Source organism: Pseudomonas sp. NFPP02 (genome assembly GCF_900119355.1).
GTDB classification, from domain to species: Bacteria; Pseudomonadota; Gammaproteobacteria; order Pseudomonadales; family Pseudomonadaceae; genus Aquipseudomonas; species Aquipseudomonas paracarnis.
In genome coordinates, this window is sequence record NZ_FPJI01000012.1 from 202197 (window position 1) to 226178 (window position 23982).

General features: G+C 59.3%; 24 protein-coding genes and 1 pseudogene. 12 read left to right on the forward strand and 13 right to left on the reverse strand.

Going from position 1 to position 23982, the window contains the following annotated elements:
• Positions 1–11: 11 nt before the first annotated feature.
• The 4 genes from BT204_RS21130 to BT204_RS21145 are packed head-to-tail and all read right to left on the reverse strand — an operon-like array spanning position 12 to position 2839.
• Positions 12–512, reverse strand: a complete 501-nt coding sequence (locus tag BT204_RS21130; RefSeq protein ID WP_034126733.1) for a universal stress protein — start codon at positions 510–512, stop codon at positions 12–14.
• Between the two features lie 48 nt (positions 513–560).
• Positions 561–1478: a 5'-nucleotidase gene (locus tag BT204_RS21135; protein ID WP_034126732.1), complete on the reverse strand. Its 918-nt coding sequence runs from the start codon at positions 1476–1478 to the stop codon at positions 561–563.
• Positions 1479–1493: 15 nt separating this feature from the next.
• A complete protein-coding gene (locus BT204_RS21140) occupies positions 1494–2456 on the reverse strand; it encodes a putative 2-dehydropantoate 2-reductase (RefSeq protein WP_072448180.1) in 963 nt (320 codons plus the stop codon).
• Positions 2453–2839: a YbbN family protein gene (locus BT204_RS21145; RefSeq protein WP_034126730.1), complete on the reverse strand. Its 387-nt coding sequence runs from the start codon at positions 2837–2839 to the stop codon at positions 2453–2455. Before BT204_RS21145 ends, BT204_RS21140 begins: the two co-directional genes overlap by 4 nt.
• On the opposite strand from BT204_RS21145, the gene BT204_RS21150 reads away from it, so the two are divergent.
• Together BT204_RS21150 and BT204_RS21155 are read left to right on the forward strand one after the other, a co-directional pair.
• On the forward strand, positions 2838–3257 hold the full coding sequence (locus BT204_RS21150; RefSeq protein ID WP_054920158.1) for a hypothetical protein: 420 nt from the start codon (positions 2838–2840) through the stop codon (positions 3255–3257). The two genes, BT204_RS21145 and BT204_RS21150, sit on opposite strands and share 2 nt — an antisense overlap.
• 145 nt (positions 3258–3402) lie before the next feature.
• Positions 3403–4479: a 3-deoxy-7-phosphoheptulonate synthase gene (locus BT204_RS21155; RefSeq protein ID WP_003189871.1), complete on the forward strand. Its 1077-nt coding sequence runs from the start codon at positions 3403–3405 to the stop codon at positions 4477–4479.
• A gap of 69 nt (positions 4480–4548) precedes the next feature.
• On the opposite strand, the gene BT204_RS21160 is transcribed toward BT204_RS21155, so the two are convergent.
• Positions 4549–4830, reverse strand: a complete 282-nt coding sequence (locus BT204_RS21160; RefSeq protein WP_003189869.1) for a GNAT family N-acetyltransferase — start codon at positions 4828–4830, stop codon at positions 4549–4551.
• Between the two features lie 612 nt (positions 4831–5442).
• On the opposite strand from BT204_RS21160, the gene oprI reads away from it, so the two are divergent.
• Complete coding sequence (gene oprI, locus BT204_RS21165) at positions 5443–5694, forward strand: outer membrane lipoprotei OprI (RefSeq protein WP_003172710.1); 252 nt, start codon at positions 5443–5445, stop codon at positions 5692–5694.
• A gap of 51 nt (positions 5695–5745) precedes the next feature.
• Positions 5746–5871: pseudogene (locus tag BT204_RS28200) on the forward strand (outer membrane lipoprotein carrier protein LolA); the annotation flags it as partial.
• Here the strand turns inward: BT204_RS28200 and BT204_RS21175 are convergent.
• From BT204_RS21175 to BT204_RS21185, 3 genes are all read right to left on the reverse strand, one after another.
• Positions 5867–6832, reverse strand: a complete 966-nt coding sequence (locus BT204_RS21175) for a L,D-transpeptidase family protein (RefSeq protein WP_072448183.1) — start codon at positions 6830–6832, stop codon at positions 5867–5869. The pseudogene BT204_RS28200 and the gene BT204_RS21175 overlap by 5 nt on opposite strands.
• Before the next feature lie 97 nt (positions 6833–6929).
• A complete protein-coding gene (locus BT204_RS21180; RefSeq protein WP_003189866.1) occupies positions 6930–7223 on the reverse strand; it encodes a hypothetical protein in 294 nt (97 codons plus the stop codon).
• Positions 7224–7281: 58 nt separating this feature from the next.
• A complete protein-coding gene (locus tag BT204_RS21185) occupies positions 7282–7887 on the reverse strand; it encodes an arylesterase (RefSeq protein ID WP_072448185.1) in 606 nt (201 codons plus the stop codon).
• A gap of 10 nt (positions 7888–7897) precedes the next feature.
• On the opposite strand from BT204_RS21185, the gene BT204_RS21190 reads away from it, so the two are divergent.
• Together BT204_RS21190 and BT204_RS21195 are read left to right on the forward strand one after the other, a co-directional pair.
• Positions 7898–8581, forward strand: coding sequence for an ABC transporter ATP-binding protein (locus BT204_RS21190; RefSeq protein WP_003189864.1), 684 nt, complete (start codon positions 7898–7900; stop codon positions 8579–8581).
• Positions 8581–11091 carry an ABC transporter permease gene (locus BT204_RS21195; protein ID WP_072448187.1) on the forward strand — a complete coding sequence of 837 codons (2511 nt, stop codon included), beginning with the start codon at positions 8581–8583 and terminating at the stop codon, positions 11089–11091. The genes BT204_RS21190 and BT204_RS21195 overlap by 1 nt, the downstream gene beginning before the upstream one ends.
• Before the next feature lie 37 nt (positions 11092–11128).
• Here BT204_RS21195 and greB read toward each other — a convergent pair whose 3' ends face one another.
• Both greB and BT204_RS21205 read right to left on the reverse strand, forming a co-directional pair.
• Positions 11129–11608, reverse strand: a complete 480-nt coding sequence (greB, locus tag BT204_RS21200) for a transcription elongation factor GreB (RefSeq protein ID WP_054897905.1) — start codon at positions 11606–11608, stop codon at positions 11129–11131.
• 126 nt (positions 11609–11734) lie between these two features.
• A complete protein-coding gene (locus BT204_RS21205; RefSeq protein WP_054897906.1) occupies positions 11735–12775 on the reverse strand; it encodes a hypothetical protein in 1041 nt (346 codons plus the stop codon).
• Between the two features lie 240 nt (positions 12776–13015).
• On the opposite strand from BT204_RS21205, the gene BT204_RS21210 reads away from it, so the two are divergent.
• Genes BT204_RS21210 through BT204_RS21220 form a run of 3 tightly spaced genes read left to right on the forward strand, consistent with a single transcriptional unit; the run spans position 13016 to position 16441 of the window.
• Positions 13016–13942: an ABC transporter ATP-binding protein gene (locus BT204_RS21210; protein WP_054920161.1), complete on the forward strand. Its 927-nt coding sequence runs from the start codon at positions 13016–13018 to the stop codon at positions 13940–13942.
• A complete protein-coding gene (locus tag BT204_RS21215; RefSeq protein ID WP_054920162.1) occupies positions 13939–14664 on the forward strand; it encodes an ABC transporter permease in 726 nt (241 codons plus the stop codon). Before BT204_RS21210 ends, BT204_RS21215 begins: the two co-directional genes overlap by 4 nt.
• Before the next feature lie 16 nt (positions 14665–14680).
• Entirely contained in the window at positions 14681–16441 is a 1761-nt protein-coding gene (locus tag BT204_RS21220) for a Gldg family protein (RefSeq protein WP_072448189.1), read from the forward strand.
• Here BT204_RS21220 and BT204_RS21225 read toward each other — a convergent pair.
• The 3 genes from BT204_RS21225 to BT204_RS21235 all read right to left on the reverse strand — a co-directional run bounded on the left by BT204_RS21225 (position 16428) and on the right by BT204_RS21235 (position 18956).
• Positions 16428–16736 (reverse strand): hypothetical protein, encoded by a 309-nt coding sequence (locus tag BT204_RS21225; protein WP_034126721.1) that lies wholly within the window; start codon positions 16734–16736, stop codon positions 16428–16430. The genes BT204_RS21220 and BT204_RS21225 overlap by 14 nt on opposite strands.
• Positions 16737–16995: 259 nt before the next feature.
• Positions 16996–17430: a DoxX family protein gene (locus BT204_RS21230; protein ID WP_003189852.1), complete on the reverse strand. Its 435-nt coding sequence runs from the start codon at positions 17428–17430 to the stop codon at positions 16996–16998.
• 104 nt (positions 17431–17534) lie between these two features.
• Positions 17535–18956, reverse strand: a complete 1422-nt coding sequence (locus BT204_RS21235) for an MltF family protein (protein ID WP_034126720.1) — start codon at positions 18954–18956, stop codon at positions 17535–17537.
• 236 nt (positions 18957–19192) lie between these two features.
• Between BT204_RS21235 and BT204_RS21240 the strand changes: the two genes are divergently transcribed.
• The 3 genes from BT204_RS21240 to BT204_RS21250 all read left to right on the forward strand — a co-directional run.
• The gene (locus BT204_RS21240; protein ID WP_072448190.1) at positions 19193–19999 is read left to right on the forward strand and encodes a TatD family hydrolase; all 807 of its coding nucleotides are present in this window, start codon (positions 19193–19195) and stop codon (positions 19997–19999) included.
• Between the two features lie 96 nt (positions 20000–20095).
• Positions 20096–21565 carry a methyl-accepting chemotaxis protein gene (locus BT204_RS21245; protein WP_072448192.1) on the forward strand — a complete coding sequence of 490 codons (1470 nt, stop codon included), beginning with the start codon at positions 20096–20098 and terminating at the stop codon, positions 21563–21565.
• A 198-nt stretch (positions 21566–21763) separates the two neighbouring features.
• The coding region (locus tag BT204_RS21250; RefSeq protein ID WP_139271533.1) for a DUF6531 domain-containing protein at positions 21764–23982 on the forward strand (2219 nt) is incomplete at its 3' end.

The following is a 23982-nucleotide window of genomic DNA, read 5'->3' on the forward strand; positions in this document are numbered from 1 at the left end:
GTTTTTACCGATCAACTATCGTCACTGCGCCGACGCTGCAGCGACGGCACCAGGTAAACCGGCACCGGGGACAACTGCAACACCCGTGCGGCGGTACGCCCAAGGGGGACGGCCACGCCGGTCGCCTGGCTATGACTGCCTACGACCAGCAAGTCGACGGACAGTTTTCGCAACTGGTCGAGAATCACCTCGCAAGGGTCCCCCTGGATAACCTTGACCGAGCGAATCCATTGCAGGTCCTGCTCCCCTTCCTCCCACTCCTCGCGAAAGCTGTCCAGCACGCGCTGTTCAATCGTCGCCATCACCGTGCTCAGCCCCTTGCTCTGCCATTCGCTCAAGGCGGTTTCATCAAGGTAGCTCTGCAACACCGATTCGGCGAACAAGCCAATGGGCTCGACCACGTGGATCACATACAGGTCAGCCTTGAACGTTCGCGCCAGCGCCACTGCATGTTGCATCACATAGGGTGCATACAGACCGAGGTCCGTGGCAAACAGCATCGAGCGAATCATAAAACCTCCTGGATTGCCAGGATGGCGGGAATTGAATGAGCTTAGCAGCTAGCTCTCGGTCTGGATTCTCAACTCATTGCTGATGCCATGGGGCACGTGCCCGGTGGCCACTACCTCCCTGGCTTTCTCGCAATGGCCGGCCTGGTCATCGAAAAACACATCGGCGGCAAAGGCTTCCAGAAACGCGGATTTTTCCAGGCCACCTAGGAACAGCGACTCGTCCAGCCGGATATCCCACTCGCGCAACGTGCGGATCACACGTTCATGGGACGGTGCCGAACGTGCGGTGACCAACGCGGTGCGGATCGGGCAGGCCTCATCGGCAAACTCGCGTTGCAACAGGTTCAGTGCCGCCAGGAAGCCCTTGAACGGACCGCCGTGCAAAGGCTGGCGCGCCGACTCTCGCTCGCTGGCCTGGAAGGCTGCCAGCCCACCGGCCTGGTAGACACGTTCGGACTCATCGGAGAACAGCACGGCATCGCCATCGAATGCGATGCGCAGCTCTTCACTGGAAGCGCGGCGCGGGCCGCCGGACAAAATCGTCGCGGCCGCAAACCCGGCATCGAGGGCGCTGCGCACATCTTCAGCATGGGTGGAGAGAAACAGATGACAACCGAAGGCGGCCAAATAGGGATAGGGACTACGCCCGCCTACGAAAGCGGCGCGGGAAATATCCAGGCCGTAATGCTGGATCGAGTTGAACACCCGCAGCCCGGTATCGGCACTGTTGCGCGACACCAACACCACCTCGACCCGCGCACGCCCCAGGCTGGCATTCAGGCTCAGCAGCTTCTTGACCAGCGGGAAGGCATCGCCAGGCTCGAGGGTTTCTTCCTCGTGCTCGATCTGGTATTTGCGGTAAGCCTCGACCCCTTCAGCCAGATAAACCTTGTGGCTGTCACTCAGGTCGAACAGCGCTCGTGAGGAAATCGCCAGCACCAGTTTGTCAGCCAATCCCTTCACCATGGTAGTTCCCCCCAATCAGCGGTTGTGCCGATCAATAAAACTCAAGGCCTGATAGAGCGCCTGCATGCGTGGCAGTTCGCAACCGGCCGCTTTGGCAGCGGCCAAGGGGCGGGCGTAGATGGCCGCCAGCTCCAGCGGCCGCTTGTGCAGATGGTCGTGGTACATGCTGGGCAGGTAGTCGTCCATGGTTTCTGTCATGGCGAACATCTGCCCAGCGTAACTGGCAGGAATTTCATGCCCGCAGGCATGAGCGCCCTGCACCACCTCGGCCATCAGCGCCTGGATCAACTCGCGGCTGGACTCATCGGCCATCATGGCCGTGGTGCCCGTGCCCAGCAACACAGAGAGGCCGTTGAACGGCACGTTCCAGACCAGCTTGTGCCAACGCGCCAGATGCACATTGGCCATGGCCTGGGACTCGATGCCAGCTTGATGAAACAGCCCGGCACCGGCTTCGACAATCGCCTGTTGCTGCACCTCGTCGTTGGCCGCCGCGCCACTGTGATAGCCCAGGTTGACCCGGCCCAACGCCTGATGCTCGACCACACCGGGGGCCGAGCGGTGTACACCGATGTAGCACAGGCCGCCCAACAGATGTAGCGACGGCGGCAGGTGTTCACGCAGGCTGTCTTCCACATCGAGGCCGTTTTGCAAGAGCACCACTTTGGCGTCCGGCGCCGCCACCTGGGCGATGGTTGGCGCCAAGTCCACATTGCCGGTGGACTTGGTGCCCACCAGTAGCCAGTCGCACGGCGGCATGTCGGCGGCGCTGGCATAGGCCTGCACCGGATGCAGGTGCAGTTGCCCATGCACCGTACTGTTGACGTGCAGGCCATGCCTGCTCACCGCGGCATATTCGCTGCGCAACAGGAAATGCACATCGAAGCCGGCACGCGCCAGCATCAGTCCGTAGTAACCACCAATGGCACCGGTACCGATAATGCCAATGCGTGGCGACGGGGCTGCAACTGCTGTCATGGCAAATCCTCTGGTATTCGATTGAGCGCCTGGTTTACGCATTCAGCGAGGTCGGATGCTGTAAGACGTGCCTGTAATTGCCCAAGGAATTGACCCTCGCACACCAAGAACAACGCCGGCAAATGAAAGATCTGGTAGCGTTCCACCGCACCGCCGTTGTGCCCGGCATCCACCCAGCACACGCGGTCCACCGGCAAGTGCCAGCCAGGCAACTGCTGGCGTGCCCAGCGGCAACTGGCACAACCGACACTGGTGAACACTACCAGCGAAATACCTGGCAATCCCAGCAATTGCTGGTCAATATCCAGGTCGGTCAATTCCAGTTCCTTCACTATACTGCTGCCATTACCGTCAACTGGACGGCGCTCGGAGTCCGTGTACATGGGTCGTTTTTTACCTCACCCTGATGATGTCGCTGTCGAGTTGATCCAACGTCCCTCTCCCGCCCTGCCCCGCCAACGCCTGCACACTATCGGCCGCGGCGGCGTCGCCTGCAATTGGCCACGTGCCTGGCGCGCCGGCACGGCGGTTGATCTGCATATCCCTTCCCTGGGGCCCAGCGCCCGTTATCCGGGCTATGTCGCCTGGTGCCGCAAAGTCGAACAGGGCTATCGCATCGGTATTTGCTTTACCGATGAACACGCCTTGTTCGGTGCGCGAATGGGTGAGCAAGTGTGCCAGATCGAGCGTTACTGCCGCCTGCACGAAGATGCCGAGCCAACGCCTGCGCAACTTGAAGCCATGGCCCGTGACTGGGTGTCGCGCCATGCTGACGAGTTCTCCCATGAGGCGATTGTGTAGCCAGCGCTGGATTAAACCGGGCTTTGCCCATTGTCGCGGGCCCGTGTTACGCGCTAAGGTTCCTCCCCCCTGCATTCAAATCATGCTGTGCCCGCCGCACGGGGATAGCTGGCGGCCGGCACCCGTGACCCTGGCGAGTAACACGATGGCTGATTTACCGATCAATGACCTTAACGTTGAATCCAACGAGACCCTGATCACCCCCGATCAGCTCAAGCGCGAAATCCCCCTGAGCGACGCTGCCCTGCAGACCGTCACCAAGGGCCGCGAAGTCATCCGTGACATTCTCGACGGCACCGACCACCGCCTGTTCGTGGTGATCGGGCCCTGCTCTATCCACGACCTCAAGGCCGCCCACGAATATGCCGAGCGCCTCAAGGTGCTGGCGGCAGAGGTGTCCGACACCTTGTACCTGGTCATGCGCGTGTATTTCGAGAAGCCGCGTACCACCGTCGGCTGGAAAGGCTTGATCAACGACCCATACCTGGACGACTCCTTCAAAATCCAGGATGGCTTGCACATCGGTCGCAAGCTGCTGCTGGACCTGGCTGAAATGGGCCTGCCCACCGCAACCGAAGCCCTCGACCCGATCTCCCCGCAATACCTGCAGGACCTGATCAGCTGGTCGGCCATCGGCGCACGTACCACCGAATCCCAGACCCACCGTGAAATGGCGTCCGGCCTGTCCTCGGCCGTAGGCTTCAAGAACGGCACCGACGGCGGCCTGACCGTGGCGATCAATGCGCTGCAATCGGTCTCCAGCCCTCACCGTTTCCTGGGTATCAACCAGGAAGGCGGCGTGTCCATCGTGACGACCAAGGGCAACGCCTACGGTCACGTGGTGCTGCGTGGCGGCAATGGCAAGCCCAACTATGACTCGGTCAGCGTCGCATTGTGCGAACAGGCACTGAACAAGGCCAAGATCAAGCCAAACATCATGGTTGACTGCAGCCACGCCAACTCCAACAAAGACCCGGCGTTGCAGCCGTTGGTGATGGAGAACGTCGCCAACCAGATCCTGGAGGGCAACCAGTCGATCATCGGCTTGATGGTCGAGAGCCATTTGAACTGGGGTTGCCAGGCGATTCCAAAAGACTTGGCCGATTTGCAATACGGCGTGTCGATCACCGATGCCTGCATCGACTGGTCGGCCACTGAAACCACCCTGCGCAGCATGCATGCCAAACTCAAGGACGTGTTGCCCCAGCGCAAACGCACCTGAGCCAATACCTGTTTCGCGCACACAAAAACGCCGGGCCAAGCCCGGCGTTTTTTATTGGCAACTGGTCAGTTACAGCTTCGCAGCATGGCGCTGGTGGCGCTCCATATAGCGTTCGACATAGGAGCATGAGGGGATCACCGTGTAGCCAGCCTCTTCGGCAAACTTCAAGGCTTCCTCGGTCAACGCAGCCGCAATGCCTCGCCCCCGCAGTGCGTTGGGCACGAAGGTGCGATAGATATCCAGGGTCTGCTTCCCGAGGTCCATGTAGGTCAGGTAGGCACGATGACCGTCCACATTGGTCTCGAACTGATGACCAGCCTGGTCATGGTGGATGGACAACGCCTCGCTCATCACTACTCCTCGCGGGTCTGAATTAACGACCCTACCTTACCGATGTTTTTCCGGCGAAGGAACATCTACGCCACCCCGTGCCGGTTTCGACAGCGAGAAAACCGTGAGCGCTCACAACCAGCACATAGGGAATAGTAGGCACCAATCCTGAAATTGCTCAAGGCGCACTCGTCATCCCCTGCCGCTGGTGGATATAGAAAGGGCCTCGATCAACCGGTGACCGATAGCCTGAACATTGCCGGCAGTTGAACCTTGAGACGAACTGGCGCACTTAAAGTCACCTCTAGATGCGCGAAAGATACCTTGCGCAGTAAAGCCAAGCGCAACCAAAGTGCCCCGCTTCGTTATATAAAATTTCATCTGTTTACAAGGCTTAACACATGCGGGCCGGCCCTTTCAGCCTGGATCCAATGTTCGTCGAGGTGCAAAAATCTGGACAGTTTTCATACAGACCGCCAAAAGATTAGCCAAAATAGATTCGGCACAAGAATTTTTTTTGCTTCTTGCGCAACGTCAGTTTACTTACTACAAGTAATGGGTAGTATGTACGCCGGCTATTAGCTCACTCTGAGAAAGTAGCCATTAAATTGAAAGTCCTTGAAGGGGAACACGATGAACAACGTTCTGAAATTCTCTGCTCTGGCTCTGGCCGCAGTTCTGGCTACCGGTTGCAGCAGCGTCTCCAAAGAAACCGAAGCTCGTCTGACTGCAACTGAAGACGCAGCAGCTCGCTCCCAGGCCCGTGCAGACGAAGCCTACCGTAAAGCTGATGAAGCTCTGGCTGCTGCTCAAAAAGCACAACAGACTGCTGACGAAGCTAACGAGCGCGCTCTGCGCATGCTTGAAAAAGCAAGCCGCAAGTAATAATCCTTCGGGGTTGTTATCAAGCCGATCCATTTATGGGTCGGCTTTTTTTTGCCTTTGATTTGGCCCGCGCCACCTGTAGGAGCGCGCTTGCTCGCGAAGATGGTCAACGATAACGCGGGCGTCCTGAATGTCAGCGGCGCCCTCAGGTTTTTCGCGAGCAAGCTCGCTCCTACAGCAGGTCGGCTGGGGTACTTGAGGCCACGGGCGCCGCGCCTGGCACTCCAATTTCGGTCGGCAAGCCATCCTCGGCGGCGACCACATCACGCACCTGGTCCCAGTTGACCCGCAGTTTATTGGACAGGTCTTCGCGCTTGAGCAACGCATTGATGACCGCGGTGTGCTTGTCGACCACCGATGGCGTACCGTCATCGTTCAACGGCGTGTGAGCCTCAAGGTAAACCTTGCCACCACTGCTGCCGAACTTGTACGCGTCATTGATGATGCGCACTGACGTGCCTACCGGCACCATGCCCGCCATTTCCAACACGTTGTTATTGAACATGCGGAAGCAACCGTGGCTGGTGCGCGTGCCGATACCAAACTTCATGTTGGAGCCGTGAATCAGGTAACCCGGCGTGCCCAGGGTGAACTTGAAGGGCCCCAGCGGGTTGTCCGGGCCGGCAGGCACCACGTTGGGCAGCGGGTCACCGTTGGCGGCGTGCTCGGCCTTGATCGAGGCCGGTGGCGTCCAGGTCGGATTCGGCGTCTTGGCGATGATACTGGTATGGGCGATCGGCGAACCCCAGCCTTCCCGGCCAATGCCCAGGGGGAAGGTATAGACGACGTTTTGGCCTTTTGGATAGTAGTAGAGCCGGTATTCCGCCAGGTTGATCACAATGCCTTCCCGCGGCCCGGGCGGCAGGATAAAGCGTGTCGGCAGCACAATCTCGGTACCCGCACCTGGTAACCAGGCATCGACACCCGGGTTGGCCGCAACCATTTCCGAATAGCCCAGGTCGTAGGTGGTGCCAAGGTCGGCAAAGGTGTCTTCGTACTTGGCCTTGATCACTTGGACCTGGCCAACAATGTCCTCACCGGGCGGCGGCAAGGGCAACTGCAAGGCCGCCGCCGAACCCGCCGCACAAAGCGCAGCAAGAGACAGGCAGCAGGTGACGACGGAAAGGCGCGACAACATCCGGAAAATCCTTCGCAAGACGACGGGTAGGTTAAAAGCGAGCTACAAGCTTTCAGCCGCTAGCTTACAGCTTACAGCTTGATGCTTGCAGCTGCTTCTATAACTCGAAGCGCAGCTCCGGCCAGATCGGCGGAGTGCCGCGCTTTTGCGATTCGAGAATTGCCCGGCATAACGGGCAGAGTCGCTGGTCTTGGAAAATCGAGCGGTTGACCGATGACCAGCGTGGCTGTGCCGGCAATAGAGTGCCGCAGAGCGTGCGATCGATCGAGCCGCCCAGTTCCAATTGACGCGCCACCAAATGCACCCGCACTTCCTGGCAGGCGAACAGGTCCAGCTGCTCGTCCGGCTCGATCAGTTGGTAGTTAAACAGGGACCAGGCAGGGCGCGACATCGAGGGCTCCAAATCGGGGGGGCGCCACCTTAGCCGAAAGCCTGCCGGTAGAAAAGCGTCATAACAGCGGTTTTAGCGTTGGCCAGACATTTTCCAGCAACTTGTCTTGCGCCCCGACTGCCGGGTGTAGCCCGTCAGCCTGCATCAACTCCGGATGGCCACCCACGCCCTCGAGGAAAAACGGCACAAACGGCACCTTTTCTTTCTGTGCCACATCACCGAATACCTTGGCAAAGTCTTCGACATAGCGCTTGCCGTAATTGGGCGGAATCTGCATGCCCAACAGCAGCACCTTGGCGCCGCTGTCCCGGGACTGCTGGATCATCGAGGCAAGATTTTGTTGCAATTGCGCAGGCGGCTGGCCGCGCAAGCCATCGTTGCCACCCAACTCGATCACCACAACGTCCGGTTTGTGCGTTGTAAGCGCCGCGGGCAGCCGCGCGAGGCCTCCCGCGCTGGTGTCGCCACTGATGGAAGCATTGACCACTTTATCGTCAAAACCCTCCTGCTTGAGCCGTTGCTCCAGCAACGCGACCCACCCTTTGCGGGTATCCAGGCCGAAACCGGCACTGATACTATCGCCAACGATCAGGATTGTACCCGCCGCTGCGTTCTGGGCCATGCACATCAAGGCCAGGCCAGCACTCAAAAACCACACTCGCATCGGATTCTCCATGGGCGCAAGCATTCTCACCGCGCGAAACCTTAGCAAAGTGGTTCCCAGCGCGGAAGGTGAACTGACTATCCTGCACGAACTGAGCCTGGAACTGAACAAGGGCGATAGCCTGGCTATCGTCGGCAGCTCCGGTTCCGGCAAATCCACGCTACTGGGCCTGCTGGCCGGCCTCGACCTGCCCAGCAGCGGCGAAGTCACCCTGGCCGGGCAAGCCCTGAGCACCCTCGACGAAGACCAGCGCGCACGCATCCGTGCCGAACATGTGGGCTTCGTATTCCAATCCTTCCAATTGCTCGACAGCTTGAATGCACTGGAAAACGTGATGCTGCCGCTGGAGCTGGACGGTCGCCAGGACGCCCGCGAGCGAGCCAAACACCTGCTGGAGCGCGTAGGCCTGGGCCAGCGCCTGACCCACTCGCCCCGTCAGCTGTCCGGTGGCGAGCAACAACGCGTGGCGATAGCCCGCGCGTTTGCCGCCGAACCGGACGTGCTGTTTGCCGACGAGCCCACCGGCAACCTCGACAGCCATACTGGCGAGCGCATCAGCGATCTGCTGTTCGAGTTGAATAAAGAGAGCGGTACGACCCTGGTACTGGTCACCCACGACGAGCGCCTGGCCCACCGTTGCCGACGCCTGATCCGCCTTGAAGCCGGCCTGATGGTCGCGCCCCTGGAGCCTTGATGGCACGTTTGCCGCTATTGCGTCTGTTCAGCCTTGCCATGCGTCAGTTACTGCGCGATGCCCGCGCCGGCGAATTGCGCGTGCTGTTCTTTGCCCTGCTGGTGGCCGTGGCTGCCAGCACCGCCATCGGCTACTTTGGTGCACGCCTCAACGGCGCCATGCTGCTGCGCGCCACCGAATTCCTCGGCGCCGACCTGGTGCTCGAAGGCAGCTCGCCGGCCCGTCCCGAGCAAATCAAATCCGGGACCGAACTGAGCCTGGATCACGCTCGTATCGTGGAGTTCTCCAGCGTTATTGCCACCGATAATGGCATCCAGCTCTCCAGCATCAAGGCGGTCAACGAGCAGTACCCCTTGCGCGGCGAGCTTAAAAGCAGCACCGAGCCCTTCGGTACGCAAACTCCTGGCGGTGGTCCCAAACCCGGTGAAGCCTGGGTGGAAGCACGATTGCTGACGGCGCTGGACCTGAAAATCGGCGACAGCATCGATGTCGGCATGAAGACCCTGCGCCTGGCGCGCATCCTGACCTACGAGCCCGACCGGGCCGGGAACTTCTACAGCCTCACGCCCAGGGTCATGATCAACCTGGCGGACCTGGACGCCACCGGTGTCGTCCAGCCAGGCAGCCGTGTGAGCTACCGCGAACTATGGCGTGCGCCACAAGGCAGCACTGCGCTGCAAACCTATCGCGACCTGGTCAAACCGGGCCTGGCTGCCAACCAGCGGCTGCAGGACTCCCGCGATGGCAACCAGCAAATCGGCGGCGCGCTGGGCAAGGCCGAACGTTACCTGAACATGGCCAGCCTGGTGGCCGTGCTGCTGGCTGGCGTGGCCGTGGCGCTGTCGGCCAACCGATTCGCCAGTCGACGTTTCGATGCCAGCGCGTTGTTGCGCTGCCTGGGCCTGTCGCGCCGTGAAGCCATGCTGCTGTTCAGCCTGCAACTGAGCGTGCTGGGCTTGCTGGCAAGCCTGGCCGGCGCCCTGCTCGGCTGGCTGGCGCAATTTGGCCTGTTCTACTTCCTGCACGACCTGCTGCCCGCCGACGTACCGCCAGGCGGGTTGCTGCCGGCTGTCGCCGGGATCGGCACCGGGCTGGTGGCCCTCGCCGGCTTCGCCCTCCCGCCGCTGGCCGCACTGGGGCGGGTACCACCGCTGCGGGTATTGCGCCGCGATTTGCTGCCTATTCCTTCAAGTACTTGGATGGTCTACGGCGCGGCACTGTTTGCCTTGGGCCTGATCATGTGGCGCCTGAGCCTGGACCTGGTATTGACCTTCGCGTTACTCGGTGGCGGTGTAGTCGCTGCGCTGCTCCTGGGTGGCTTGCTGCTGTTGTTGCTACAGAGCCTGCGGCGGCTACTGGCTCGCGCCTCCCTGCCGTGGCGCCTGGGCCTGGGCCAATTGTTGCGTCACCCGTTGGCGGCAGCGGGCCAATCCCTGGCCTTTGGCTTGATCCTGTTGTCCATGGGGTTGATCGCGCTGTTGCGGGGCGAATTGCTCGACACCTGGCAAAACCAGTTGCCCAAGGATGCGCCCAACTACTTCGCCCTGAATATCCTGCCAGCCGACAAGGACGCCTTTGGCGCCCGCCTGCTGGACGTCCAGGCACAAGCAGCGCCGCTCTACCCGGTGGTGCCAGGGCGCCTGATCAGCATCAATGGCGAACCCGTGCAGGAGATTGTCAGCAAGGACTCCAGTGGCGACCGTGCCACTCAACGTGACCTGAGCCTGACTTGGGCGGCCGACTTGCCAGCGGGTAACGTCCTGACGGCAGGTACCTGGTGGTCGGCGCAACCCACTGACGGGGTTCCTGGCGTGTCGGTGGAAGCCAAAGTGGCCGAGAGCTTGAAGCTCAAGCTCAACGACCATCTGTTGTTCACCATCGGCGGGGAAAATCGTGAAGCGCGGGTCACCAGCCTGCGTACCATCAACTGGGATAACTTCCAGCCCAACTTCTTCATGATTTTCCAACCGGGCACCTTGAAGGATCTGCCAGCGACCTACCTGACCAGCTTCTACTTGGCTCCCGGCCATGACCAACAGATCGTCGACCTGTCACGGGCCTTCCCGGCGGTCACTATCCTGCAGGTCGAGGCCCTGCTGGAGCAGTTGCGCAGCATCCTTGCCCAAGTAACGCTGGCAGTCGAATACGTGCTGTTGTTTGTCCTCGCGGCGGGCATGGCGGTTTTGTTCTCTGGCCTGCAGGCCACCCTGGATGAACGAATCCGCCAAGGTGCATTGCTACGCGCCTTGGGTGCCGAGCGTAAGTTGCTGGTCAAGGCCCGACGCATTGAGTTCGGCCTGCTGGGCGCCGTCAGCGGCTTGTTGGCGGCACTGGGCACCGAACTGGTGACCTGGGTGCTGTACCGCTATGCATTTGACCTGGCGTGGCATCCCCACCCGTGGTTGTTACTGCTGCCCGTAATCGGTGCCTTGCTGATTGGCGCTGCCGGGGTATTTGGCACGCGCCGCGCACTGAATGCCAGCCCGCTGACCGTTCTGCGCGAAAGCTGACCCCCGATGGCGCGTACTCTGCCAAGGGTACGTGCCATCAGGCCGGCTTTACATATTCGATCTTGGTGATCCACCAGCACACCTCTCCGCCTGGGGTCTGTACGACTGCCTCGTCATCCACCTCCTTGCGCAGCAGGGCCCGTGCCATGGGTGAGTCGATGGAGATGTAATCCATACGGTCGTAGATCTCGTCATAACCCACGATGCGAAAACGCTTGGCCTCGCCCTGTTCGTTTTCGATTTCGACCCATGCGCCGAAAAACACCTTGCCCTCCTGCTCGGGCATGTACTCCACCACCCGCATGTCTTCCAGGCGTTTGCGCAGGTAACGCACCCGTCGGTCGATCTCGCGCAGCAGCTTCTTGTTGTACTGGTAATCGGCGTTTTCACTGCGATCTCCCAGGGAGGCTGCCCAGGTCACTTTGCGCGTGGTATCCGGACGTTTTTCACGCCATAGGTAATCCAGCTCTTTTTTCAGCGCTTCATGACCCTCTTTGGTAATCAGCTTGGTACTCAAACGCTCACATCCCCAGGCAATGTCTAATGATGCCGATACGCCAGGGCATCATGCCCAGGCAGCGGCTGGCTGGGACTGATGATAAATGAACCCTGGAAAGTATCCAGGCCGGCGCCCCCTGTAACCTCACCCATGGCCCTCCAGGACTTGATCCAACTCAAGCAGCATGCCCTGCATGCGCTGGCGCATGCCGGACAACTGCAACATCATCATTGTCAGCTTTTCGGCTTTCTGACTGACCTCCAACCCCTGCTTCTGCAAATAGGTATGGCGCTGCTCAAGTTCACGGCCTTTTTCATCCAGTTGGCTCTGCTGCTGTTGCAGGGACGCCTGCCACTGTTCAAGCATTTGTTCTTTCTCGAGGACGGCGCATTTTTTTTGCGTCAACTCTTGGGCGACCTTGGCCAGATTGCTCAGCGCGCTGTCCATTTCAAGCAAAGAGGTATGTTCCAGGTGGGCAGGCGGGTCCAAGTGGTCGGGCTCGGGTGGCTCCAGCCGCAGGTTGTTTGGCTCAAACTGACTGTCATTTTGTTCATCCGGGACAGGCGGCGCACTGGTCTTGACCTGCAACTGCGGTATCGCGGCCAGCGACTGCGCCGGCTCTTCAAAGGTGTCTTCATCCACAGGCTGCGGCACAGCCGTGGGTGCGCGCGGATTTCGGGGAGGCGCAACCATTTGCGACGAAAAGCGAATGGACGGCACGATCACTGCGCTGCTTTCGATCGCAGGCAACGCCGGCGCAGACATACCCAAGGTGATCACCTTCATGACCAATGCCTTCTTGATGATCACCGAGTGATGATCCTCGGGCCTGGCAGGCGGCAGCCGGCAGCCCTTCAAGTCAATAAAGTGAAAGGGAACCTCAGCGTCGCCAATCGAGCTTGCCTTCGAACCTGACGCGGCCGCCATCATCAGGATCTGCTTGAAGACCTGCATCGCTGATTGCAGGTCCTCTTTTGAATCAACCCCCCCCAGAAAATAGCGTTCGAGCTTTTTACGTAATACCGCGATATAGACCCGGGAGTGACCGGGTTCGGTCTCCTCATCCAGGCTATACACGAGAAAGTTGGACCCGGTTTGCGTGACAGCGAACCCACACAGCAACGCGCCGTTAACGGGCGCGTCTTCGTCGTTACGTTCAAGAACAAGAGTACGTAGAAGCATCATGGCAATCAGGCCTCATTACAAAAGAAAAAACCTTATATAAACACCAGATAAACATCCGAGCTTTAATAAGTCTTCCAAACAAAACAATTGTTTCAGCGAATTATCGAGCCGAACGTAGGATTCTTCTTATTAGTTACGTCTCGCGTTCCCAAGCCACTTTATTGAACGTACCCTTTTTAAAGCTCTCTCCCATACGGCCGGCACCTCTCACACGCCCTGCAAAACTTATTCGGTAAAAATATGATCGAGATAAGCAACTTGACAAAACAGCTGGGCAAAAAAAGCGTTATCACCAACCTCTCCTTCTGCGCCCAGCGCCAGGAGTGTGTGGCCCTGCTGGGAGAGAGTGGTGCAGGAAAAACAGCACTGCTGAGTTTGATTGCCGGGGCAATCAAACCTACTTCAGGACAAATCACTATCCAAGGCTTCAGTACCCAGACCCATTCACTCCAAGCCAAAAAAGTCGTTGGCTATCAACTCCAGGAAGGCCTCAATCATCACAGGATGTCCGTCAGGCATATGCTCAATTTTATTGCCGCTATTCGCGGTTTGAGCGGTGTTGAAAAGCGCAGTCGAGTCGAGCAAGTAGTCACGCGACTGGAACTGCTGCCCGTGCTCAACTGCCCGATCGATGTGCTTCCACTTGGCTTGAAGCGCAGAGTCGCAATGGCCCAGGCACTCCTGCACTCCCCAAGCCTGCTTCTGCTGGATGAGCCTACGGAGGGACTATGCCCTGATCAAAGGCTCAAGTTCAGGGCACTCATCCAATCCCTGACCGAGGAAATGACGATCATCATCGCCTCCCGCCGTTATCAAGAGTTAGCGGATACCTGCACCCGTGCCTTGGTCATCGCCGACGGCCGCCTGGTGGCCGACGCTTCACTGCCGGATTTGCAACGCAGTTCCCGGCATTTCCAAGCGGTGACCCTGGCGGCGGACACCCCGCTGGATTTGCTGGCGCTTGCCGTATTACCTGGCGTCGCAGGCATCGAAGAAGACCGGCATGCCCCCGGCAAGGTGACTGTTCTGGCCATGCCCGGGCACTCCATCTTCCCTTCAATCAACGCGCTCATCACCCACCGTGGCTGGAACATAACGTCAATGAATCTGGAGCCGGGTCGCCTGAACGATGTCGTTCACCATCTGAGCCATGAGGTAAATCCTTGAGACTGCTAGCCATCATTTTCAAACGACAACTCGCCAGCTTTGCCTCGTCACCGAGCACTTATCTGAGTGTGGCGGTTTTTCTCGTGCTGGGTGCGACGCTGGGGTTGCACAGCCATCACTGGCTGGAACAAAACAGCAGCGATTTGCAGGCGTTCTTCGAACTGCATCCTTGGCTCTATCTGCTACTGGTACCGATTTTATCGACGCAGTTATGGTCAGACGAATCCAATACCGGCTTTTGCGACACATTGAAATCCTTACCCGTCACTCCGACGCAGCGAGTGGTTGGAAAGTTTATGGCGGCATGGATCGTCTGTGGCATCGCTTTGATGCTTAATTTCCCTTGGGTGATGGCTGTCAATTACCTTGGCACCCCCGACAATACCGTTATCGCATCACAGTTCTTCGCCAGTTGGTTATTGGCGGGAAGCTATCTCTCTGTAGGTTGCTTTGCCTGTGTGCTGACGAACCAACGCGTTATGATTTCCCTCTTGACGCTGTGCTTGTTGCTGGCCGCCAGTGGGATATCTTCAATGTTGGATGCACTGGAACAGCAGACCCCCATATGGATTATCGACAGTTTGATATCCCTTGATCCGATTTCCCGCTTCAGCGCGATGGATAACGGCAAGTTGACATTGCATGACTGCCTGTACTTCATAAGCATGATCTTGGCTTTTCTGTTTGCGACCACCCTCACACTCAACTACAGAAACAGCTGACATAGGAACGCCACTGATGGGATCCGCTTTTCGCGCGGGTATGACATTGATCGTCATATCACTACTGTTTCTGGCATTCAATTTAGTCTGGGTACCCAAACTGCCAACTGTCCGTTGGGACTTTTCCCAAGAAAACACCCACACCCTATCGCCATCGGCGCGGCAATTACTCGTTTCACTTGAAAGCCAACTGGACTTATATTTCTTCAACACCCTCAATGCACCGCAAAAAAAACCGGTATTGAAACGTTATGGCCGGCGCGTGGAAGACTTGCTCAAGGAATTCGAAAAAGCTGCCAACGGCATGATCAACTTACATATTATCAACCCCACCCCGTTCTCTGAGGACGCCTATAAAGCCAGCTTGTTTGGCCTTGATGACACACAAGGATTCCTTGGCCTTATCGGTACGCGTGCCGGCCAGGGCGCCCAACGCATCCAAGCGTTCAGCCCTGAGCATGAATCATTGCTCGAGTATGAAATCAGCCACCTGATCTACAAGTTGATGCACCCTGATCGCCCCACTGTTGGCCTACTGTCGGGACTGCCCTTGGACAAATCGGCCGGTGGGTTACTGGAGTTGATGCGCGAGCAATTCAGTGTGGTGGAATTGGCAGCGAACATCACCCAAGTACCGCCCTCCATGAACACACTGATGGTTGTACAGCCACACGCTCTATCTGGTCGAGCCCTATATGCCCTTGAGCAATGGGTACTCAAAGGCGGCAAGCTGATGATGTTCATCGACCCGGTGAGCGAGATAGGCGCCGACGCCATATCCACAAACGCCAGGCTGGATGCGCTGCTGACCGCATGGGGTATCCAGATGCCTGCGGACAAGTTGCTGGTCGATAATCTTTATGCCTCATCAGCAACGCCCGGCACCGGAATGCCCGCGGTACTGCACCCGGCCAGGCTACATCTGCCAAGGCAGGCAATGACCAGGTCGGATATCAGCACCTGGGGACTGCATTCGGTCATCGTATCGAGCAGCGGCGCGCTCTCCTTGGCCCCCAAAAGCCGCTCGCTGTTGACCCCGCTTCTGCTGAGCTCACGCCAATCGGCATTGGTGGACGCAGAACGCTTTGCTTCCGCTACCACGTTCGACTCACTCATAGATGAATCAGCGACTTCAGGACAGCGCCATGTCATCGCCGCCCGCCTTGACGGGCCCGCTTATTCAGCGTTTCCCGACGGCCTGGAGGGCCAGCCGCCCGGGCTGCAGAGGGCAGAACAGATCCAGATGGTGATCGTGGCCGACACGGACTTGCTCGCGGACACGCTCAACAACGCCCTACCCAACGGCAACGCGCAGTTTGTATTGAACACGTTGGATAATCTGGCGGCGCCCGAGGCACTCAGAAATATTCAATCCCGTGTGATGCGCCAACCACTGCGCAGGCTAGAACACATGCGCGACAAAGCCGCACAGGCTTATCGCAAAAGTGCGACTGCGATGGAGCGACGACTTGAGCAGACAGAACAAGCATGGCGCAGGTTGAACCCACCCCACACCAGCCTCATGACCCAAGCCGTGGATACCACTACCCAGTTGCAGGCACTCAACAAAGAGCGCCTGCAATTGCCTATCGAGTTGCAGGCGCTCAAGACCCAGGCATACGCCCCGCTGCTGCGTTTCGAACGATATCTGCAATGGCTGATGGTCGCCACAATACCGCTGCTGCTGTGCCTGATTGCCTGGGTACTTTTCCTATACCAGCGAAGGCGTCGAACATCTACGTTGGCGGCCTATCACCACTCGCTCAGCGACGGGTAATCAGGCCTTGGCGGGCAATGCGTGTCAGTTGATGGATCACCTCAACGGCGTTGCTGGCATTCGGTGCCTGGATCACTGCCAGATCGAAACTATCGCTGGCAAAACGGGCCAGGGAATCGCCGTCTTCAACAAACTGGATCAGGAACGCCGAAGGTCGACCGGAACGGCGTGGCCAGCCGTCCAGATAACGCAGCAGCGTCGGCTGGTGCTTACCGCCCAGAAGGATTTTCGGATTGCGTTGAGTCAGGTCCGCGGTGATCGGGGCCAAGCGTATGAGAGGGCGCAGTGCATTCATCGTGTCGTGTCTCTGCCTCAAAAGTCTGCGGGCAGGTGAGAGGCAACACCGAACCAGCGCTTTAGCGGTATTTCGAAGAACGCCCTGCGTGAGCAAGCGTGCTTCTGTCGGGCTGCATTGAGTCCCAGTGGCGCCCCGCAATTAGCTGTTTAAATCGGCGCATGAGCAGCATCCTAGAGAAGCCGGTGGGGCAGTGTCAAGAATCCCGGGCAACGAAAAGGCCCGCATCAGCGGGCCTTCTGTACAGCTTGCTAAACGATCAGTGAGTGATCGCGCGGTCGACAGACAATTTGCCCGCACCTTCCAACAACACCGCCAACGCGCCGCCGAGCAACGCCAGTGCGAACTCATAACCGTTGTTGGCCATGAACAGCCCGTTGTGGATGTGTACAGAGAAAATCGCCACCAGTGTCAGGAAGGTCAGGCCCAATGCGGCAGGGCGAACCAACAAACCGATGATCAGGGCCAGGCCGGCGAAGAACTCGGTACCGCCCGACAGCAGCGCCATCAGCGTGCCCGGCGCCAGGCCGATGCTTTCCATCCATTGTGCGGTGCCCGCCAGACCACCACCGCCAAACCAGCCGAAGAGTTTTTGCGAACCGTGGGCAGCGAAGATGATGCCGACGAAAATGCGCAGAATAGTCAGGCCATAACCGGCGCGAGTGGACAGTACACGGGTAATCATTGGGCTCATGGGGGTAAATCCTTTTCCAGGTAGGGGTTGGTTGGCCGCTATATTAATCAGTTTAAACAATGATAAAAGCCAAAATATTGCCTAATTAACATCTAAAAATTCGATTATTTACGCGATGCAATTTTAGCCGCGGGCGGCTCCAGGGACTCCCGCTGCCGATCGAACGCCAAATAATACTTGTTGACGCTATTAACATAGCTGACGCCGCCCATCCCTACCTGCTCCATGGCAATGCGTTCAACCTGGAAGAACCACTGATTGGGGTTAAGCCCACGGCGCTTGGCCTCGGTGCGCATGCCCTGTACTCGCTCCGGCCCCATGTTGTACGCCGCTAGCATAAAGGCCATGCGCTCACGCTCATTGAGCTTGGGGCTGGCGAAAAACTTGCGGCGGATCATCGCCAGGTAACGTGCCCCCGCTTGCACATTATTGTCGAGCGTCTCGATATTGTTGACCCCCACCCGTTGGGCCGCCGACGGCGTGATCTGCATCAGGCCGGTAGGGCCGCCGCTGTTGCGTGCGCCTGGGTCCAGGGAAGACTCCTTGAACGCCAACGCCGCCAGGTTCAGCCAGTCCATACCTTGCTCACGTGCATGTTTTTGCAGGACCGGGCGCAGTTTTTCCAGGCGCTGGCGGTCAGCCCGCGCCAACGGGTTACGGACCTGGTAGAGGCGTCGATAGATACGCTGGAATGCCACATCCTGGTCGGAAGGCGTGTGATAGGTCTTGAGAAACCGATCAATGCTGGCGCGCAGCATCGAGGCATCCTGGCGCACAAACCAGAACTCGTCGCCCGGCTCGCTGATCACCACCTGCTTGTCAAAGCGCAACTTGGGCAGAATTTTCGACCAGCGTTGGGCAATGGGTTTTTCCACGATCGTCAGGTGAAAAATCCCGGCCTGCACCATCTCCAGGACGTCTTCCACCGCCAGGCTGGGGTCAACCCATTCGACTTTCACAGGGGGGCGCTTGTGCAGAGCCAGTTTTTGATTGACCTGACTGATGGCATCCGCCGCCGCACTGCCCGTGGTCAGCGTCAGCGTGCGACCTGACAGTTGCTCCAGCCTGGTAAAGCGTCGTTCACCCTTGACGCCCACCAGCCACAACGGCACATCGCTGACAATCGGGTCGCTGGCGCTGACCTTGTGCACGCCCTTCACGTCCAGCAACTCACCGGGCGCCACCAGGTCGCCCTCGCCACGGGCCAGCGCGCCGAGTAACTGGTCCTTGGCCTTGGGGATGATCTTGAGATTGATGGCCTGCCCATCACGGGCATGGCCATTGAGGTACTGCTCGAAGGCACGCAACCGATGGTATTCGACACCGATGGCCTGGCCCTGCACTTCACCGGAACTGTTGCGGCTCTGGTTGACCAATACGCGCAGAGTGCGGCTGGAGCGAATTTGCGCGAGGTCGCGGACCTTGCCGGGCTTGGCCACTTGCAGCGGCCCATCCAGACGTGCGACCGCCGCCATGGGCAGCAGCAACGTCAGGCACAACATAAGCAACGCCGAGGGTCGGATCATCCGCTCTCCGAAAAGAAAACTGGCCAGCACCTTCGCGAATAACGACGTGCTGGTGGTCAGAAACAGAGCGCTTTATGCGCTGGCAAGGCGTGCAACGGCGCCACGGTGGTAAGCAATCGGCCCACCACAATGTCGCTTGCGACGTTCAAAGACAGCGTTAACGCGTTGTAGTTCTTGGTTTTTCTTATCAATCTACAGCTCTGATATGCTTTCCGGCCGCAGGCGGAGATAGCACCATGCAACTCATTGATATTGGCGTCAACCTGACCAACCCCAGTTTCGACGAGAGGCACACGGCCGTTCTCGAACGCGCTTACGCCGCTGGCGTGCAGCAATTGGTACTCACCGGCACCAGCGTCGAGGGCAGCGAACAGGCCCTGCAACTGTGTGTAAAGCTCGACGAAAGCGGCCAGCGCCTGTTCAGCACCGCCGGTATTCACCCTCACTCTGCCAGCGACTGGAACAGCGACAGCGCCCAACACCTGCGCAGCTTGCTGGGCGACAGCCGAGTGCGCGCCGTGGGTGAATGCGGGCTGGATTTCAACCGGGACTTCTCCCCTCGCCCCCAGCAGGAAAAAGTCCTCGAAGAACACCTCGCCCTGGCCGTCGAACTGCAACTGCCGGTGTTTCTCCATGAGCGCGATGCCAACCAGCGTCTGCTGGAGATCCTCAAGGACTACCGCGACCACCTGCCAGCCGCCGTGGTGCACTGCTTCACTGGCGAACAGGCAGCACTGTTCAGCTACCTGGACCTGGATTTGCACATTGGCATCACGGGTTGGATCTGCGACGAACGCCGTGGCACCCACCTGCATTCACTGGTCAGGGATATTCCCCGAGGCCGTCTGATGCTGGAAAGCGATGCGCCCTATCTGCTACCACGCACCCTGCGCCCCAAGCCGAAGAATGGTCGCAATGAGCCGGCATACCTGCCCGAAGTACTGCGCGAAGTGGCCCTGCACCGTAACGAAACGATGGAAGATCTGGCGTTGCACAGCACCGCCTGCGCCCGCCGCTTTTTCGGCTTGCCTGCCATCGACTAATGCGGCGCATTGACCCATGTCAAAAGCGCTTTTCTGAATAGCGGCACAATAATGGCACCTTGCCAATACCGTTTCCGCTATCAGAGAAAACCTTCCATGGGTGCCTGGCTTAGCAATATCTCGCTCAAATACAAATTCTGGGCCGTCAACGCGGTCGCCTTCATCACCACCCTGCTGCTGGTGCTGTACGCGGTACAGCTTGAACAACAGGCGCGCAGCCAGGCGTCGCAAGCATCGGCCCAGGCCCAAGGACGCTTGCTCAGCGCCTGGCCAGCTGACAGAACCTTGCCCACTGGTGAGCACTGGCTCGCATTTTCCAAAGGCCAGATCCCCCAGGACCTGCCCGCCCTGAACACTGCCAACGGCTGGACTGAACTCAACCCTATGCCGTTGTTCGGTGAAAACCCGCTGATCGGCGCCGAGGTGATCAGCCGGGCCGACGGCCAGCAGGTCGCAGTCCTCGCCTACGCGCCGAGCCTGAGCCAGGTGTTCAGTGAACGCTTCGCCAATTACGCCGTTGCCGTGGCAGTCCTGATGCTGGCCATGCTCGGCGCCTCGCAGTTGTTGATCCGCTTCCTGCTCAGTCAGCTCAACACCCTCAAGGATGTAATGCTGCACGTTGAAAAAACTGGTGACCTGTCGGCGCGGGTGCCGTTGGCCTGCAAGGATGAAGTCGGCCAGATGGCCAGCGCCTTCAACGCCATGCAAGCCGGTTACCAGCGCGTGGTCAATACCGTGGCACGCACCGCCCGGCAACTGGACGACGGCGCCGCACGCCTGGCCAGCAGCATGAACGAGGTGCAACACGGCATGCTGGGCCAGCAAAGCGAAACCGACCAGGCCGCCACCGCCATCAACGAAATGACCGCCACCGTCTACCACATCGCCCAGCACGCGGGCGCCACCCGTGACTTGTCGCAGTCCGCCGACACCCTCGCCGGCAGCGGCCAGGCCGTGGTCACCCGGGTACAGCGTTCGATCGCCGGGCTGTCCACTGGGGTACAGCAGACCGCCGAAATGATCCAGAAACTGGCCGAAGACAGCCAGAAAATCAACGGCGTGGTCGGGGTGATCCACAGCATCGCCGAACAGACCAACCTGCTCGCCCTCAACGCCGCCATCGAAGCCGCCCGCGCCGGGGAAATGGGTCGCGGTTTCGCGGTAGTCGCCGACGAAGTGCGCAACTTGGCCAAGCGTGTGCAAAGCTCCACCGACGAAATCACGCGCATGGTCTCGGCGCTGCAAGCCGGCACCCGCGACGCGGTGGACTTTATGCAGGAAAGCTCATTCAAGGCCGATGACTGCGTCCAGCAGGCCCAGGAAGCTGGTGTGGCCTTGGCTGAAATCACCGGGGCCGTGGCACAGATGCGCGAAAGCAACACCCAGATCGCCGTGGCCGCCGAGCAGCAAAGCCATGTTGCCGAAGAGATGAACCGCGCCGTGGTGAGCATTCGCGATGTGACCGAAAACACCGTACATCAAACCGTGGCATCGGCGACTACCAGCAATGAACTGGCGACGTTGGCCGGGGAGTTGAGCAAGGCGATTGGGCAGTTGAAGTTGTAAGACTGTTCCAGCTGTAATCCGACTCCTACGACCAAGCCTCGGTTTAACTGAAGTTAAGACGAAATTTCCTCGCTATTTTCGCGCATAACGCCGACTTCTTTTACCTGACAACCGCTGCAAAGTCCCTCGCCTGATCAAACAGTGCGAGGGATTGCAGATGCTGGTGTTCGTTAGAGCCCTGATGAATGGGGCTGTCTCTTGATCTCGGTGCTGGCCAACCTGATGCTGGTGCCGATGGATCCCGAAGCGCCGAAGGTTGAGCGCGTATTCGCGGACTTCCGCACCTGCCTGAATACCTTTGATAAGTGGACCGACAGCTTTTTAAGTGGTTCGGCACTTAGCGTGGAGCAGGTGTTCAAGGTTGGGGAAGACGTCGCACTGGTCGCGCCGATCTCTTCCGACAAACCCAGCCGCACCGTCGCTCAATGCAAAGCCCAGGGTGGGCTGACGCTGGTGCATCTGTTCGAAAGCACGCAGTTCGTGCCTATCGGCAACACGCCCGTGAGGCTGCAAGCCGTTGCACAGGACGGCAGCCCGGTAGGCGCGCCACTGCATCGGACCATTGGCCCCAGCGGCATTCTTGAAGTCAGCGACTGTACCCGCGACCAACAGTACGAAATCACCTTTTACCCCAACGTTTCCAAGGCTCACGTCCAGGCGCTGTATGCGTCCTATGAGTCTGTGATCGCCGGGCTGGAAGCGGATTTGCGCACGGCATGGGCCGAGTATTTCAAGCCTCGATGGGCAGACTTTGCCAAAGCGCCGGCTTACAAGCGCAGTGCCTTACAGGGCATGGCCTTTGCTGCCGGGCTGGGCAACGCGCTTTATAACCTGTGGGACAACATCACCGAGCTGTACGACCTGCTCGCGAACCTCAAGACCAACAGCGAAACGTTGCTGAAATACCTGTCCGAGGCCGAGCTGAATGCGCTGCTCAAGCTGGGCAAAGACACGCTGGCCAAGGGGTTGCTGGTACTCAGTGATGAGCCGCTGTTGTTTATCTACCTGTCGGCGCTGGTGGCCTGGGTACGCATGCTGCCGCCACCCGACATGTACGAACTGCTGGGTGAAATCACCGGCGAAGTGCTGATCAACTTGCTGCTGATCTGGGCCACGCGAGGCATTGGGGTGCAGCTGCGCCTGGGTGCTCAGATGCTTAGTGGCGTCAAGTCCGGGCGGGCGCGGGCGTTGTTGGAATTGCTGGCCAAGCAGGTGGCGGGGCCTCGGCTGGAGCCCCATGTGGAGGCCGCAAAGCCGGTGTTGCTGAGCAGTGCGGCGACGCCGGTCAAGGCGGTGCCAGTGGTGCCGTTGAAGGCAGGCGACACGCTGGTTTCGAACCCGGTGTCGATGGTGCGCGGCAAGACCCAGCGCACCACGTTGGTTCGTCAGGAGCCTGTCGATGATGTGCCGGCTGTGGCGTCGAACCCGAAGGGGGATGCGGCGGCGCCTGCGGATAAAACCGTCACCCACGGTTGTCCGGTGTCGATGGTCACCGGCGAGGAATTGCTGACCCTCACCGATGGCGCGCTGGATGGGATTTTACCGTTTGAGTGGACGCGGTTGTACCGCACCAGTGCTGTGGATGTGGATTGTGGGTTGGGGTTTGGCTGGAGTCATGGGCTGGCCCATCGGCTGGTGGTGTCGGGCGATTCGGTGGTGTGGACTGACCATGAGAACCGCTCGACTACCCTGCCCTTGCCCACCGATTCTCGGCCCGCGATCACCAATAGCCTGGCGGAAGCGGCGATCTACTTGGGTTCGGCGCCTGATGAACTGGTGCTGGCCCAAGCCTCGCGTTTCTACCACTTTCGCGACGGTGTGCTGACAACCATCAGCGATGCGTATGACAACCGGCTGCGCCTTTGCCGGGATCGTTCAGGGCGGATTGAGCGGCTGGATAACGGCGCGGGGCGCTCGTTGCTGTTGCGTTATGAGCGGGATCGCATCGTGGCGGTGGACTACCAGGTGCATCGCGCCAAAGGGCGTGAGCCCTACGTTTGGGAAACCGAGCAGAACATCGTTTCCTACGCCTATGACGAAGCTGGCCGACTGGTCTGCGCGACCAATGCCGTCGGTGAAAGCGAGCGTTATCGGTACGACGATCAGCACGTCATTGTCGAGCGGCAGTTAGCCGGTGGGGCGAGTTTCTTCTGGGCGTGGGAAGGCGCGGGCAAGGCGGCTCGCTGCGTGCGGCATTGGACGAGTTTTTCGCAGATGGACACGCGCTATGCCTGGGGCGATGACGGGCGTGTCACGGTGCATAACGCCGATGGTAGCCAGGAGGTGTATGTCCATGACCAGCGGGCGCGGCTGGTGCAGAGGATTGATCCGGACGGCGCCACGCACTTTAAATCCTACGACGACCAGGGCCGGCTGACCGTCGAGCAAGACCCGATGGGCGCGGTGACGGCCTATCA